This is a genomic window from Microbacterium protaetiae, assembly GCF_004135285.1.
Taxonomy (GTDB): domain Bacteria; phylum Actinomycetota; class Actinomycetes; order Actinomycetales; family Microbacteriaceae; genus Microbacterium; species Microbacterium protaetiae.
This window is the reverse complement of the sequence record NZ_CP035494.1, coordinates 2,109,604-2,124,463: the sequence shown is the minus strand read 5'-3', so window position 1 is coordinate 2,124,463 and position 14,860 is coordinate 2,109,604. Positions and strand designations below refer to the sequence as shown.

Below are 14,860 nucleotides of genomic sequence, written 5' to 3'. Positions count from 1 at the left end.
GCCCGTCGGTGGGCCCGGTCTTGGGCTACCGATCCGCGTCGGGGGCGGGCCGGGAGGCGATGAGTCGGGTGACGGTGGTCACCGAGTCGGGCCAGGTGACGGTCGCGTCGAGGCCGTCGATACGAAGGCTGAGAGGGCCGGATGCCGCATCCGCTCCGTCGAGCGTGACCAGTGCCGCGCGCCACACGCCGGCGGCGGCATCCGTCTCGATCACGGGAACAGCCGCGACCTCGCCGATCGGGCTCGCGTCGTGCCGCGTCTCGATGCGTGCAGACGCATTCGCCTCGACCGCCGAGATCCGGCTGGTGAGTGCGCCACGGCGCACGGTGGCCACGCCGTCGAACGCAGTGGATTCGAGACCGTCGCCGGCCAGCGCCCAGCCGCCCATGCGCAGCCGTACCGCGTCGGGCGCGACGGCGAGCTCGTCGATGCGGACGAGCCGCAGCTCCCACGGCCCGCGCACGACCGAGCAGACCGTCATGCGCCCGGCGACGCTCGCCCGGCCGGTGATGCCCGATCCGTGGTGCACCTGCTGCCCATCGGGGTCGATCCAGTGAGAGGTGGAGACGGATGCCGCGACCGCGACGTCTGCGTCGCGGCGCACGCCGAGCAGCTCGATGGCCGCGCGGTGCGTGGCGCTGCCGGCCCGGTCGACGAGCACCGCCGACTGCTCCAGCGGCTCGCGCCATGCGCGGCCGTCGTGCAGCGGTGCGGTCACCGTCGAGTAGCCGAGTCGGGCATAGAGCGGGGAGTCGCCGACGAGCGTGCCGGGGGTGGCGTGGTCGGTGCCGTGGTTGACCACGCGGACGATGCCGTCGGTGGTGGTGCCCGAGACCACCCAACCGGGGGCGACGATCGTGCGCAGCACATCGCCGTGTTCGATCGGCAGCGGTTCGGCCGGTGCGGACCAGACGGGGTGATCGGCCGGCAGAGCGATGCCGAGTAGACCCTTCGCCGCCCAGTACGGCGACCCCGGGCCGGAGTAGCCCTGCGCGAGGCGTCGCCACTGGTGGTGCCAGCCCATCGTGAGCAGACCGTCGCCGTCGGGAACACCGTGGTCGGCGAAATGGGCGACGATGCGGTTCGCGGCGTGGCGCAGCATCCCGGCGCTCGTCGACGGCACCTCGGCGAACACACCCGCCCAGAACGGGGCGGCGGCCGCGAAGCGGTAGATGAGGCTGCGCCCCTGCACGAGCGGCGAACCATCGCCGCCGACGAGCGCGGTGGCGTCGAGCAGATACCGGTCGAGGGCGGCGACATCGCGGGCGGTGCGGCCGGCCGCCAGCTCCGCGGCGCCCTGCATCCGTGACCACAGCACCGGGTAGAGGTGCAGTGCCCACCCCACGTAGTGGTCGTACGCCTGCTCGGGGCCGTCCGAGATCCACCCGTCGGCGCGCTGCAACCGGTCGTGCAGGGCGAGGTCGGCGGCGATGTCGTCGGGCGACCACGGGCCACCCACCGAACGGAGGAAGGTCTGCACCACGACGCGGAACCACAGCCAGTTGGTGGGCGGATAGGTGTCGTCGCCCACGACGGGGGCGAGGTAGTCGATGACGCGTTGCTGCGTGGTCGCCCCCAGGCGATCCCAGATCCAGGGGCGCGTCATGTCAAGGATGAGGGCGATGGATGCCGCTTCGACCTTGGCCTGCGCGTGCTCGGTCATTCGCACCCAGCGCTCGGGATTGGACGGGTCGACGCCGGCCGCGATGCCGCGGCTGTAGAAGTCGATGAGCTCGTCGACGCCCGCGCCGCGCTCGCCCGCGATACGGAAGCCGGCGAGCAGGAACGTGCGTGCGAACCCCTCGAGACCGTCGACGTCATGCCCGTACCCGCCCTCGGCACCCGGCGGGGTGATCCGCGCACCCGTGGGTGACGCCCACCGGCGTGCGCCGGCGAGCAGGCGGTCGGCGTAGGCGAGCCACTCGTCGCGGGTCCAGTCGGTGGGCGTCGTGCTCACGGTTCTCCTTCGAACAGTGATCGGAATCAACTCGATCAATTCAGGAGATTAGCAATCTGCATCGTTCGCCACAAGAGCTAATTCGACATGATACGATCATTTTCGATCATGGCTTCAGGGAGGCGGCTTGATGAGTGCACCGCACGCGCCGGACGATTTCGCCGGTCCACTGGCCGATGTCTTCGGCGACCGGCGCCATGCTGCGGCGCTCGCCCGGCTGCTGGTGAGCCCCGACGCCGCCCTTCCTGTGCCGCCCGCGGTCGAGCGTGCGGTGTGGGATCGCGCCGGTGCGCACGATCGGGCATCGGCGGCCGGGCTTCTCTCTCGCGCACGTGCCGACCTCGCAGAACCCTGGCCGCAGCCGCTCGCCCACGACGCGGCGCGCGTGCACCGCGACGGTGACCGCGCGACGTGGGAAAAAGCGGCGTTCGCCCGGCAACACCGGCTCACCCGCCTCGCCGTCGCTGCAGCCCTCACCGGTGAGGCGGCATGGATCGACGAGGTGGCCGACGGCGTACAGCTGCTCTGCGAGCAGAGCTCCTGGTGCTGGCCCGCCCACGACGACACTTTCTCCCGGCACGGCGCCGTGCTGGCAACGGTCACCGACCCGTACCTCGACCTGGGCGCCGGCGAGGTCGCCGCCCAGCTCGCCTGGCTCGATCAGCTGCTCGGCACCCCGCTGGACGAGCACTATCCGGGGCTGCGCACCCGCATCCGCCACGAGGTGCGCACCCGCATCATCGCCCCGTTCGTGAACCGCCGCGACTGGCACTGGATCGGGCTCGACGGCCACGTGCACAACTGGAACCCGTGGATCCACGCGAACGTGCTCGTCACCGCGCTGCGCCTGCTCGACGGTGCAGACGATGGGATGCTGCGCGCCGAGGTGATCGCTCTGGTCATCGCCGGTCTCGATCGCTACGTCGCCGCGCTGCCGGCGGACGGGGCCGTCGATGAGGGCTACTCATACTGGTGGGCAGGGGCAGCACGGGCGCTCGAGGCGCTCGATCTGCTCGCACACGCCACCGACGGCGCGCTCGACGCCCTGCCTGCCGTGCCGGCGCTGCGCGAGACCGTGGCCTTCCCCCATCGCTGCCAGCTCGGCGACGGGTGGGTGGTCGACATCGCCGACGGCCAGGCGCGCCCGAGCGAGCCGCAGCCCTGGGACACGCTCTTCCGCGCCGCCCGGCGTGTCGGCGACAGCGAGGCAGAAGCCTTCGCCCGCGCGCACCGCGACGTGCGAGTCAGTGAGGCTCTCGGCCTGGGCCGCACGCTGCGCGCGCTGACCGACGGCGCGTGGCTCGCGGCATCCCCCACCCCCTCTCCGCTCCCCCGTGACGTGTGGCTGCCCTCGACCCAGGTTCTGCTGACGCGCGAGAACGGCGGATCGCCGTTCGGCCTCACTCTCGTGGCCAAGGGCGGTCACAACGACGAGAACCACAACCACAATGACGTCGGCGAGTTGATCGTGTGCTCCGACGGCGTCCCGGTGCTGGTGGATGCCGGCCGGCCGACGTACACCGCGACGACGTTCGGGTCCGACCGCTACGACATCTGGACGATGCAGAGCACCTGGCACAACGTGCCGCAGGTCGCCGGCACCGCACAGGCCGCGGGCGCGGCCTTCGCGGCACGCGACGTCGCGGTACGCATCGACGATGCGGCCGGCGCGCTGTCGCTCGAGCTGGTGGGGGCGTATCCGCAGCCTGCGCTGCTGTCTTGGCGGCGGAGCATGACGCTCGACCGCGCCGCGCGACGGGTGGTCGTCGACGACGCGTGGGAGCTGGCCGATGACGCGCCCGCCGGGACGATGATCAGGATGCTGGTGGCCGGTGCCGTGCGCCTGTCGAGCGGCGTGGCACACATCACACCGCTCGCGGGGGCGTCACCGGTCGCGGTGCGCTGGGAAGGCGGCATCCCGGCCCGGCTCATCGAGCGCCCGCTGGAGGACCCGATGCTGTCGGAGGTGTGGGGAGAGGCGCTGACCATGATCGAGCTGGACGTCGGTGATCGGCGCGCGGTGTCTGTCGCGGTAGAAAGGGACAAGACGAGCGAGGGTGAGGGGCGATGACCGAACAGACACACGCGCCGCTGCCGCCCGCCCGGCGCATGCACATTCTGGCGTCTCTGGCGCGAGACGGCGTCGTGCGCGTCTCACAGCTCACCGAAGAGCTCGGCGTCACCCCGGTGACTCTGCGCCGCGACCTCGCCGAGATGGAGGAGCTCGGGCTTCTCGTCCGCGTGCACGGCGGCGCCGTCACCCCGCGCGAAGACTCCGCCGCCACGCCCAGCGACACGGTTGACGGCGTTACGCCCCCGGCCGTCGCGACGGGTGAGATAGCCGTGCTGGTGCCGTCGATGGGCTTCTACTGGCCGGGCGTCGTGCACGGGATGGAGGCCGAAGCCCGGCGACGCGGATACCGGCTGCGCGTCCGTGCCGCCTCGTACGAGCTCACCGATGAGCGCCCTGTGCTCGAGCGGCTGCTCGCGGCCGCCGACGTGCGCGGGGTCATCGCCGCACCCAATCCCGACACACCGTACGCGCAGGACGTGATCGACTGGCTCGGCGAGCGCACGATCCCCTCGGTGCTCGTCGAGCGCGAGGCACTGAGCATGCCTGGGCGGGTGCCGGTGGAGAGCGCAACCAGCGACCATGCGCTGGGCGCCGTGCTCGCCGCGCGCCACCTGGCTGAGCTCGGTCATCAGCGGGTGGGGCTCATCCTCTCGCGCGACTCCCCCACCGGGCGGAAGATCGCCCGCGGTTGGGAGGCCGCGTGCACCGAACTGGCGCTGACCCCATCGCAGCACTTCGAGGAGGTCTTTCCGCCGCGCAGCAGCCCCGAGTTCTCGGTGGCCGTCGACGCCGTGCTCGACACGATCCTCGCGAACGGGGTCACCGGCCTGCTCGTGCACTCGGATCCCGAGGCGATGGCGCTCATCGACCTGGCACTGGCGCGCGGGCTGTCGGTACCCGACGACCTGTCGGTCATCGCGTACGACGACGAGGTCGCCTCGATGTTCACGCCCCCGCTGACAGCGGTGCGGCCGCCGCGCGAAGAAGTCGGGGCCGCCGCGGTCGACCTGCTGGTGCGACGGCTGGAGGGGCGGGACCGCGCCGTGCACCGCGTCTCGCTCAGTCCGATGCTGAATGTGCGGCAGTCGACGGCGCAGCCGGCGGGCTGAGGGCTTTCCGCCCGCCGACGACTCACTTTCGACCAGGCGTCCGGGGCAGACGAAGATCGGGGGCGCGTCGTCGGCCCGCGCTGGCCGAGGGCGCAGATCGCGCATCGATGCCACGAACGCCCGAACGGCTCAGTGAGACACCGGCCCCGAGCTGGCCCGCACGACCAGCTCGGCCGAAATCGACACCAGACGCGGCGGCCCCGTGGTCTCGATCCGCGACACCAGCACCTCGACAGCACAGGCACCCAGCGTGTCGAAGTCCTGGCGCACGGTCGTCAGCGGAGGACGGTAGTCCGCGGCATCCATCACATCATCGAAACCGACCACGCTCACCTCCTCGGGCACCGGGCGGCCCGATTCGGCGAGCGCACGCAGCAGGCCGAGGGCCATCTGATCGTTCGCAGCGAAGACGGCGGTGGCCTCGGCCGGCAGCTCCACCCCGCGCGCGTGGCCGGATGCCGCGCTCCAATCGCCGCGCAGCGGCTCGGGGGTCTGCGCGCCGGCGGCAGCGAGCGCCTCGCGCCAGCCGCGCTCGCGCTCGTCGGCCGAGAACGACCCCGTCGGCCCCGCCAGGTGATGCACCGTGCGGTGGCCGAGGCCGAGCAGGTACCGGACCGCCTCGGCCGCCCCTTCGGCGTGTGCGGTCTGCACGACGTCGAAGCGGTCGGCGACCGGCGCATCGACCACGACGAGCCGCAGGTCGTCGGGCACGGCGGCGTCGCGTGCCGATGCGGTCGCCTCGTTCAGCACAATCGCGCCGTCGACGCCCTGGTCGCGCAGTCGCTCGAACGCCGTCTCGATGGTCTCGCCGCCCAGCGTGGCGACCACGAGGGAGTAGCCGCGGTCGGTGGCGGCATCAGCCACCGCCTGCAGCATGCGGGAGTTTCCGGTGGTCGCGAGCGTCGTGGCCACGAGCCCCAGGGTCTGCGTGCGGCCGGTGCGCAGAGCACGCGCCGCGCGGTGCGGGCGGTATCCCAGTGCGTCCATGGCCGCCGTCACGCGGGAGCGCGTCGCAGGATCGACGCGCGGGCTGCCGTTCACGACGCGTGAGACGGTCTGTCCCGAGACGCCGGCGCGGGCCGCGACATCCGCCATCGACACCCGCTTCATTCGCGCCCCCTGTTCCTTCGCGCGGCCTGTCCTTCGCGCGGCCTGTTCCTTCACGCGGCCGCTTCATCCGGCGCCCGCGCCCCGTTCAAAACTCAGCCTCGCCGCTCGTGTTGACGATAACACATCCGACTTGATAGCGTGTGATCGTCAACATGAAGGAGTTCTGACCATGCCTCTGGACCTCCCGGCCGACGAGCCCTCCGTTCTCGGCGCCGGCGTCGTCAAGCGCCCCACCCGCCTCGCCGACGGGCGCGAGCTCATCTACTATGACGACCCCGACACCACGCTGGGGCCCGATCGTGCTCTCGACGCGCGCGCGCTCGACCCCCGCCCGGCCACGGCCACGATGCGGCAGGACGTTCTGACCGGCGACTGGATCTCCGTCGCCGCCGCACGACAGAACCGCGCGTTCCTTCCCCCGGCCGAACTCGACCCCCTCGCCCCGCAATCGGCCAGCAACCCCTCCGAGGTGCCCTCGCGCTACGACGTAGCCGTCTTCGAGAACAAGTCGCCGTCGTTCGGTCCGGCGCTGGCTTCGGCCACCGGCACCGCTCCGACCGGCGAGAACCCTCCCGACGGGCTGGACGACCTGCGCCAGCTCGGCCTCGGCCGCTCGCGCACGAGCGTGGGCCGCTGCGAGGTCGTCTGCTTCAGCCCCGAGACGACCGGATCGTTCGGCACCCAGACCTTCACCCGCGCCCGCACCGTCATCGAGGCATGGGCCGACCGCACGGCGGCGCTGTCGGCGCTGCCCGGCGTCGAGCAGGTGTTCCCGTTCGAGAACCGCGGCGAGGCCATCGGGGTCACCCTGGGCCACCCGCACGGCCAGATCTACTCCTACCCCTACATCACGCCGCGCACCCAGCGCACCGTCGAGAGCATCGAGCGCACCTCCCCCACGCTGTTCCAGGACATCCTCGACTTCGAGCGCGCCGGCGAGCGCGTGGTACTCGAGGGTCTGCGCTGGACGGCATTCGTTCCCTTCGCCGCACGCTGGCCGCTCGAGGTGCACATGTTGCCGCACCGCCACGTCGCCGACTTCACCGAGACCGACGACGCCGAGCGCGACGAGCTGGCACGGCTCTATCTGATGCTGCTGCGCGGCATCGACCGCCTGTACGACACCCCGACGCCCTACATCGCCGCATGGCACCAGGCCCCCGTGCACGTCGCGCGCGACAGCTACCGGCTGCATCTCGAGCTGACCAGCCCGCGCCGCGCCGCCGACAAGCTGAAGTACCTGGCCGGCTCCGAGGCTGCCATGGGCGCCTGGATCGCCGACATCCCGCCCGAGACCGCCGCTGCCCGCTTGCGCGACGCGCTGGAAGGGGTGGAACTGTGACCGAGACGATGGATGCCGCAGCCGACGCCCTCGCGCTGTTCCGCTCCCTCTCCCCCACGCCGCCCGAGGGCGCGTGGTCGGCACCGGGACGGGTGAACCTGATCGGCGAGCACACCGATTACAACGACGGCTTCGTGCTGCCGTTCGCCATCGACCGCCGCACGCATGCCGTCGTCGGGCGCAACAGCAGCGGCGAGGTCCGCGTGGCGTCGACGTTCACCGATGCACAGGTCGTCGTGCCACTCGACGACCTCGATGCGATGTTCCCGTCCTCGGGCGCCCCCGCCGTCCCGGCGTGGGCCGCGTACCCGCTCGGGGTCGCCTGGGCGCTGCGGCAGGCGGCCACCGCCCCCTCGATCGGCATCGACATCGCGATCGCGTCTGACGTGCCGGTCGGCGCCGGCCTGTCATCGTCCGCAGCTATCGAGGGCGCGGTGGCGACAGCTCTCAACGACGTCTGGGATCTCGGCCTCGACCCGGTCGGCCTCGCCCGCGTCGGTCGGCGCGCCGAGAACGAGGCCGTCGGCGCCCCGACCGGGATCATGGACCAGATGGCCGCAATGCTCGGCCGCGCCGACGCCGCCATCTTCTTGGACTGCCGCTCGTTGGAGGCCCAGGTCGTCGACCTCGGCTTCGCCGCTGCGGGCCTCGAGCTCGTGGTCATCGACACCCGTGTGCAGCACGCGCACTCGACCGGAGGGTACCGCGACCGCCGTGACGCGTGCGAGCGCGGTGCCGCCGCACTGGGCGTGCCCGCGCTGCGCGATGTGTCGATGTCCGACCTCGATCGCGCCCGCGGCATCCTCGACGACGTCACCTTTCGCCGAGTGCGCCACATCGTCACCGAGAACCAGCGCGTGCTCGACACCGTCGAAACGCTGCGCACACAGGGGCCTGCCGCGATCGGTGCGCTCCTGGATGCCTCGCACGCCTCGATGCGCGACGACTTCGAGATCTCGGTGCCGGAACTCGACACCGCCGTGGAGTCGGCCCGCGCCGCCGGCGCGATCGGGGCCCGCATGACCGGCGGCGGCTTCGGCGGCGCAGCGATAGCGCTGACCCCGCACGCCGAGGTCGGAACGGTACGGGATGCCGCGACCCGCGCATTCGCCCACGCCGGCTTCGCCGCCCCGCGCGTGTTCACCGTGACGCCGTCCGACGGCGCACGCCGCGACGGCTGAGTCACCCCGCCCCGGCGGCTGAGGTCACCGCGCCGTAGGCTGAACTCCCGCGCCCGGCGGCTGACCCCCCGCGCCCGGCGGCTGACCCCCCCCCCGCGCCCGGCGGCTGAGCCCCCGCCCCGGAGGCTGAGGCCCCGCCCCGGCGGCTGAGGTCCCCGCGCCCCGGAGGGACATGTCACAGTTCGTGCAGGATAAGACCGCGGCATCCCGCGCCTTCCGTGACACCGATCGCTGGTGCGTCACGCAACGTGCGCGAAAAACCCCGCACCACCCGCACCTTCTGTGACACGGCAGCGGAGCACGCCGGCGCGACGAAGCGGCAGCAGAGCGCCGGCGCCGTGACGACGGAATCACCCCGCCCCGGCTGAGTTCCCCCACCCCGGCGGCTGAACTCCCCGCCCCGGCGGGGCATGTCACAGTTCGTGCGGGATAAGGCCGCGGCATCCCGCACCTTCCGTGACGCCGATCGTCGGCGCGTCACAGTTCGTGCGGGACAAGGCCGCGGCATCCCGCGGCTTCTGTGACACCGATCGGCGGCGCGTCAGAGAACGTGCGGGACAAGGCCGCGGCATCCCGCAGCTTCTGTGACACCGACAGGAACGCGTCACACAACGTGCGCGAAAAACCCCGCCCCACCGACACCTTGTGTGACACGGGCCGCAGAGCACACCGCCCGGCGCAGCGACAGCAGAGCGTCGACGCCACGACGACGGAATCACCCCGCCCCGGCTGAGTCCCCCACCCCGGCGGCTGAACTCCCCGCCCCGGCGGGGCATGTCACAGTTCGTGCGCGACAAAGCCGGCGACACCCGCAGCTTCCGTGACACCGATCGCTGGTGCGTCACAGTTCGTGCGGGACGAGGCCGCGGCATCCCGCAGCTTCCGTGACACCGATCGTCGGCGCGTCACAGAACGTGCGGGATAAGGCCGCGGCATCCCGCAGCTTCCGTGACACCGATCGTCGGCGCGTCACAGAACGTGCGGGATAAGGCCGCGGCATCCCGCACCTTCTGTGACACACACACGAACGCGTCACACAACGTGCGCAAAACACCCCGCACCACCCGCAGCTTCTGTGACACCGACAGGAGCGCGTCACACAACGTGCGCGAAAACCCCCGCACCACCCACACGTTCCGTGACACGGCCGGTGGCACGTCAGCCCCGCGCACGACGGGGGCGAAGATGAAGGGCCGGGATGCGACATCCCGGCCCTTCGCTCGTTCGCGCGGCTACTGGTTGCCGACCGCGCCGTCGGCCTGGTTCCGGAACTCGTCGATTTTGGCATCGGCCGAGTCTGGAGCGACCTTCTTGGCGAAGTCAGCGGCACCGTCGAGGACCTTGTCGCTGATGTCCTCGGCCTGCTCACTGTGCAGTGCCGCGTCGATCTTGTCTTTGTTCTCTTCGAAGAGCTCTTTGCCCTTGTTCACGATGTCGTCGATACCCATAGGACCTCCTCGTCTGGCGCACACACAGCGCCGCTGCCCTCAGTATTCCCACAAAATGCGCCCGGGCGCTACCCCATGCAGCAACAACCGAGCACGCGAAAGGGGCCGGACCCCGAAGGATCCGGCCCCTGTCGTAGAAGTCGCGAAGACTACTTGACGATCTTGGTCACCGTGCCGGCGCCGACGGTGCGGCCACCCTCACGGATCGCGAAGCCGAGGCCCTCTTCCATGGCGATCGGCTGGATCAGCTCGACGGCCATGTCGGTGGTGTCGCCGGGCATGACCATCTCGGTGCCCTCGGGCAGCGAGATGACGCCGGTGACGTCGGTGGTGCGGAAGTAGAACTGCGGACGGTAGTTCGTGTAGAACGGGTTGTGACGGCCACCCTCGTCCTTGGACAGGATGTACGCCGTGCCCTCGAAGTTGGTGTGCGGGGTCACCGAACCCGGCTTGGCGACGACCTGGCCGCGCTCGACGTCGTCACGCTTGGTGCCGCGCAGAAGCAGACCACAGTTCTCGCCGGCCCAGGCCTCGTCGAGCTGCTTGTGGAACATCTCGATACCGGTGACGGTCGTCTTCTGCGTCGGGCGCAGACCCACGATCTCGACCTCGGAGTTGATGGCCAGGGTGCCACGCTCGGCACGACCGGTGACGACGGTGCCACGACCGGTGATCGTGAAGACGTCTTCGATCGGCATCAGGAACGGCTTGTCCTTGTCGCGCACCGGGTCGGGGATCGACTCGTCGACGGCCTCCATGAGGTCGAGGATCGACTGCGTCCACTTCTCGTCGCCCTCGAGCGCCTTCAGCGCCGAGACACGCACGACGGGGGCATCCTCAGCGAAGCCCTGGCTGGCCAGCAGCTCGCGAACCTCGAGCTCGACGAGCTCCAGGATCTCCTCGTCGTCGACCGCGTCGGACTTGTTCAGCGCGACCAGCAGGTACGGCACGCCGACCTGCTTGGCCAGCAGAACGTGCTCGCGGGTCTGCGCCATCGGGCCGTCAGTGGCGGCGACCACGAGGATCGCACCGTCCATCTGAGCGGCGCCGGTGATCATGTTCTTGACGTAGTCGGCGTGGCCCGGGGCGTCCACGTGAGCGTAGTGGCGCTTGGGGGTCTCGTACTCGATGTGCGAGATGTTGATGGTGATACCGCGCTGACGCTCCTCCGGAGCGGAGTCGATCGACGAGAAGTCGCGGACGACGTTCACGTCCGACGGGTACTTGTCGGCGAGCACCTTGGAGATCGCGGCAGACAGGGTGGTCTTGCCGTGGTCGACGTGACCGATCGTTCCGATGTTCACGTGCGGCTTGGTCCGCTCGAACTTGGCCTTAGCCACTGGGTCCTCCTCAGGACGGTCGTGTAGCGATTCCGGGCACTGGATTGCGACCGGTTCGCTACGGGGATGTCTCTCAGTCTAGTAGAGACGGCTTGTGTGTTGATGTGAAGTTGTAGAGGGGTGGATGCCGGGGCTCAAGGCCCCGGCATCCGGGCGATCACTCGCCCTTGGTCTTCTGGATGATCTCCTCGGCCACGGCGCGAGGTACCTCGGCGTAGCTGTCGAACTCCATCGAGTAGACGGCGCGACCGCTGGTCTTGGACCGCAGGTCGCCGATGTAGCCGAACATCTCCGAGAGCGGGACGAGCGCGCGGACGACCTTCACGCCCTGCGCGTCTTCCATCGCCTGGATCTGTCCACGGCGGCTGTTCAGGTCGCCGATGACGTCGCCCATGTACTCCTCGGGCGTGCGCACCTCGACGGCCATGAGCGGCTCGAGGATGACCGGGTTCGCCTTGCGGACGGCCTCCTTGAAGCCCATCGAACCGGCGATCTTGAACGCCATCTCCGACGAGTCGACGTCGTGCGAGGCGCCGTCCATCAGGGTCGCCTTGACGCCGACCATCGGGTAGCCGGCCAGCACGCCGACCTGCATGGCGTCCTGGAAGCCCTGGTTGGTGGGCTCGATGTACTCGCGCGGGATGCGGCCACCAGTGACCTTGTTCTCGAACTCGTACGTCTTCTCGGCCGTGACCTCGAGGGGCTCCAGCGCGAACTGGATCTTCGCGAACTGACCCGAACCACCGGTCTGCTTCTTGTGCGTGTAGTCGTGACGCTCGACGGCCTTACGGATCGTCTCGCGGTACGCGACCTGCGGCTTGCCGACGTTCGCCTCGACCTTGAACTCGCGCTTCATGCGATCCACGAGGATGTCGAGGTGCAGCTCGCCCATGCCCTTGATGACGGTCTGACCGGTCTCGGAGTTCTGCTCGACGCGGAACGTCGGGTCTTCCTCCGCGAGCTTCTGGATGGCCACACCCAGCTTCTCCTGGTCGGCCTTGGTCTTCGGCTCGATGGCGACCTCGATGACCGGCTCGGGGAACGTCATCGACTCGAGCACCACGGGGGCACTCGGGTCGGCCAGTGTGTCACCGGTGGTGGTGTCCTTCAGGCCGATGACGGCGTAGATGTGACCGGCGGTGACCGCGTCGACCGGGTTCTCCTTGTTGGCGTGCATCTGGAAGATCTTTCCGATGCGCTCCTTCTTGCCCTTGGTCGCGTTGATGACCTGAGCGCCCGAGTCGACATGACCCGAATAGACGCGCACATAGGTCAGGCGACCGAAGAACGGGTGCACGGCGATCTTGAACGCCAGCGCCGCGAACGGCTCGTCACGGCTCGGGTGACGCTCGATGACCTTCTCTTCGTCCTTGGGGTCGTGCGCCTCGATGGCGGGCACGTCCTCGGGCGAGGGGAGGTAGTCGACGACCGCGTCGAGCATCGGCTGCACGCCGCGGTTCTTGAACGCCGAACCGCACAGCACCGGATACAGCTCGCCGGCAACGGTGAGCTTGCGGATCGCGCCCTTGATCTCGGCCACGGTGAGCTCTTCGCCGCCGAAGTATTTCTCCAGCAGGTGCTCGTCAGACTCGGCGACCGTCTCGAGAAGCTTCTCGCGGTACTCCTGGGCCTTCTCGGCCAGGTCTGCCGGGATCTCCTGGATCTCGTACTTGGCGCCCATGGTCACATCGCCCTTGGCATCGCCGGGCCAGACCAGCGCACGCATCTCGACGAGGTCGACGACGCCGACGAAGTCGTTCTCGGCGCCGATGGGCAGCTGCAGCACGAGCGGCTTCGCCTTCAGCCGGTTCACGATCGTGGAGACCGTGAAGTAGAAGTCGGCGCCCATCTTGTCCATCTTGTTGACGAAGCAGATGCGCGGCACGTCGTACTTGTCGGCCTGACGCCAGACGGTCTCGGACTGGGGCTCGACACCCTCCTTGCCGTCGAACACAGCGACCGCGCCGTCGAGCACGCGCAGCGAGCGCTCCACCTCGACGGTGAAGTCGACGTGACCGGGCGTGTCGATGATGTTGACCTGGGTACCGTTCCAGAAGCAGGTCACCGCGGCGGAGGTGATGGTGATGCCGCGCTCCTGCTCCTGCTCCATCCAGTCGGTGGTCGATGCACCGTCGTGCGTCTCGCCGATCTTGTGGTTGACGCCCGTGTAGAAGAGGATGCGCTCGGTCGTCGTCGTCTTGCCGGCATCGATGTGCGCCATGATGCCGATGTTGCGGACCTTCTTGAGGTCGGTGAGCACGTCTTGTGCCACGGGATGTCTTCCTTGTCTTTACTCGGTCGTTGAGCGAGCGGCGCAGCCGCGAGTCGAAACGCGGTTCGACTCGGCCCTCCGGGCCTCGCTCAACGACCGGGGTGGTGGTTGTTACCAGCGGTAGTGCGCGAACGCGCGGTTCGACTCGGCCATCTTGTGGGTGTCTTCGCGGCGCTTGACCGCGGCACCCAGGCCGTTCGAGGCATCCAGGATCTCGTTCTGGAGGCGCTCGGTCATGGTCTTCTCACGACGACCCTTGGCGTAGCTCACGAGCCAGCGCAGGGCGAGCGTGTTGGCGCGGTGAGGCTTGACCTCGACGGGCACCTGGTAGGTCGAACCACCGACCCGGCGACTCTTGACCTCGAGAGTGGGGCGCACGTTGTCGAGCGCCTTCTTGAGCGTGGCGACGGCGTCCTGGCCGGACTTCGACTCGACACCCTGCAGGGCGCCGTAGACGATCGACTCGGCGAGGGACTTCTTGCCGTCCACGAGGATCTTGTTGACCAGCTGCGACACGACGGGCGCGCCGTAGACCGGGTCGTTGACGACGGGGCGCTTGGGGGCCGGACCCTTACGAGGCATCTAACTCAACCCTTCTTCGCGCCGTAGCGGGAACGAGCCTGCTTGCGGTTCTTGACGGCCTGGGTGTCCAGGGCGCCACGGACGATCTTGTAACGCACGCCGGGGAGGTCCTTGACACGACCACCGCGCACGAGCACCAACGAGTGCTCCTGCAGGTTGTGACCCTCGCCCGGAATGTAGGCGGTGACCTCGGTTCCGTTGCGGAGCTTCACACGGGCGACCTTGCGCATGGCCGAGTTCGGCTTCTTCGGCGTGGTCGTGTACACACGGGTGCACACGCCCGCCTGCTGCGGGTTCGACTTCAGTGCGGGCGCCTTGGTCTTGGAGACCTTCGGCGAACGCCCCTTGCGAACCAACTGCTGAATGGTTGGCACGTTCTTCCTTCTCTGTTGTGCTGCACGGTGACAGCGGTCGTGGTTTCGCCACAAATCCACCGGCGCGGCAC

General features: G+C 69.6%; 11 protein-coding genes. 4 read left to right on the top strand and 7 right to left on the bottom strand.

Annotated features, from left to right (window positions below):
• Positions 1–25 precede the first annotated feature (25 nt).
• Positions 26–1,957: a DUF2264 domain-containing protein gene (locus ET475_RS09780; protein ID WP_129389260.1), complete on the bottom strand. Its 1,932-nt coding sequence runs from the start codon at positions 1,955–1,957 to the stop codon at positions 26–28.
• Between the two features lie 130 nt (positions 1,958–2,087).
• Between ET475_RS09780 and ET475_RS09775 the strand changes: the two genes are divergently transcribed.
• Entirely contained in the window at positions 2,088–4,028 is a 1,941-nt protein-coding gene (locus tag ET475_RS09775) for a heparinase II/III domain-containing protein (protein ID WP_129389257.1), read from the top strand.
• Positions 4,025–5,140 (top strand): substrate-binding domain-containing protein, encoded by a 1,116-nt coding sequence (locus ET475_RS09770; RefSeq protein ID WP_129389254.1) that lies wholly within the window; start codon positions 4,025–4,027, stop codon positions 5,138–5,140. The genes ET475_RS09775 and ET475_RS09770 overlap by 4 nt, the downstream gene beginning before the upstream one ends.
• 129 nt (positions 5,141–5,269) lie before the next feature.
• On the opposite strand, the gene ET475_RS09765 is transcribed toward ET475_RS09770, so the two are convergent.
• Entirely contained in the window at positions 5,270–6,250 is a 981-nt protein-coding gene (locus tag ET475_RS09765) for a LacI family DNA-binding transcriptional regulator (RefSeq protein WP_422879910.1), read from the bottom strand.
• A gap of 169 nt (positions 6,251–6,419) precedes the next feature.
• Between ET475_RS09765 and galT the strand changes: the two genes are divergently transcribed.
• Positions 6,420–7,592 carry a galactose-1-phosphate uridylyltransferase gene (galT, locus tag ET475_RS09760; RefSeq protein WP_129389251.1) on the top strand — a complete coding sequence of 391 codons (1,173 nt, stop codon included), beginning with the start codon at positions 6,420–6,422 and terminating at the stop codon, positions 7,590–7,592.
• A gap of 8 nt (positions 7,593–7,600) precedes the next feature.
• Positions 7,601–8,773: a galactokinase gene (gene galK, locus ET475_RS09755; RefSeq protein ID WP_129393848.1), complete on the top strand. Its 1,173-nt coding sequence runs from the start codon at positions 7,601–7,603 to the stop codon at positions 8,771–8,773.
• 1,232 nt (positions 8,774–10,005) lie between these two features.
• Here galK and ET475_RS09750 read toward each other — a convergent pair.
• The 5 genes from ET475_RS09750 to rpsL form a co-directional block, all read right to left on the bottom strand.
• Positions 10,006–10,221 (bottom strand): hypothetical protein, encoded by a 216-nt coding sequence (locus ET475_RS09750; protein ID WP_129389248.1) that lies wholly within the window; start codon positions 10,219–10,221, stop codon positions 10,006–10,008.
• 149 nt (positions 10,222–10,370) lie between these two features.
• Entirely contained in the window at positions 10,371–11,561 is a 1,191-nt protein-coding gene (gene tuf, locus ET475_RS09745; protein ID WP_129389245.1) for an elongation factor Tu, read from the bottom strand.
• Between the two features lie 157 nt (positions 11,562–11,718).
• Positions 11,719–13,833 carry an elongation factor G gene (fusA, locus tag ET475_RS09740; RefSeq protein ID WP_129389242.1) on the bottom strand — a complete coding sequence of 705 codons (2,115 nt, stop codon included), beginning with the start codon at positions 13,831–13,833 and terminating at the stop codon, positions 11,719–11,721.
• Positions 13,834–13,944: 111 nt separating this feature from the next.
• A complete protein-coding gene (gene rpsG, locus ET475_RS09735) occupies positions 13,945–14,415 on the bottom strand; it encodes a 30S ribosomal protein S7 (RefSeq protein ID WP_129389239.1) in 471 nt (156 codons plus the stop codon).
• A gap of 5 nt (positions 14,416–14,420) precedes the next feature.
• Positions 14,421–14,789 carry a 30S ribosomal protein S12 gene (rpsL, locus tag ET475_RS09730; RefSeq protein WP_013584051.1) on the bottom strand — a complete coding sequence of 123 codons (369 nt, stop codon included), beginning with the start codon at positions 14,787–14,789 and terminating at the stop codon, positions 14,421–14,423.
• Between the last annotated feature and the right edge of the window lie 71 nt (positions 14,790–14,860).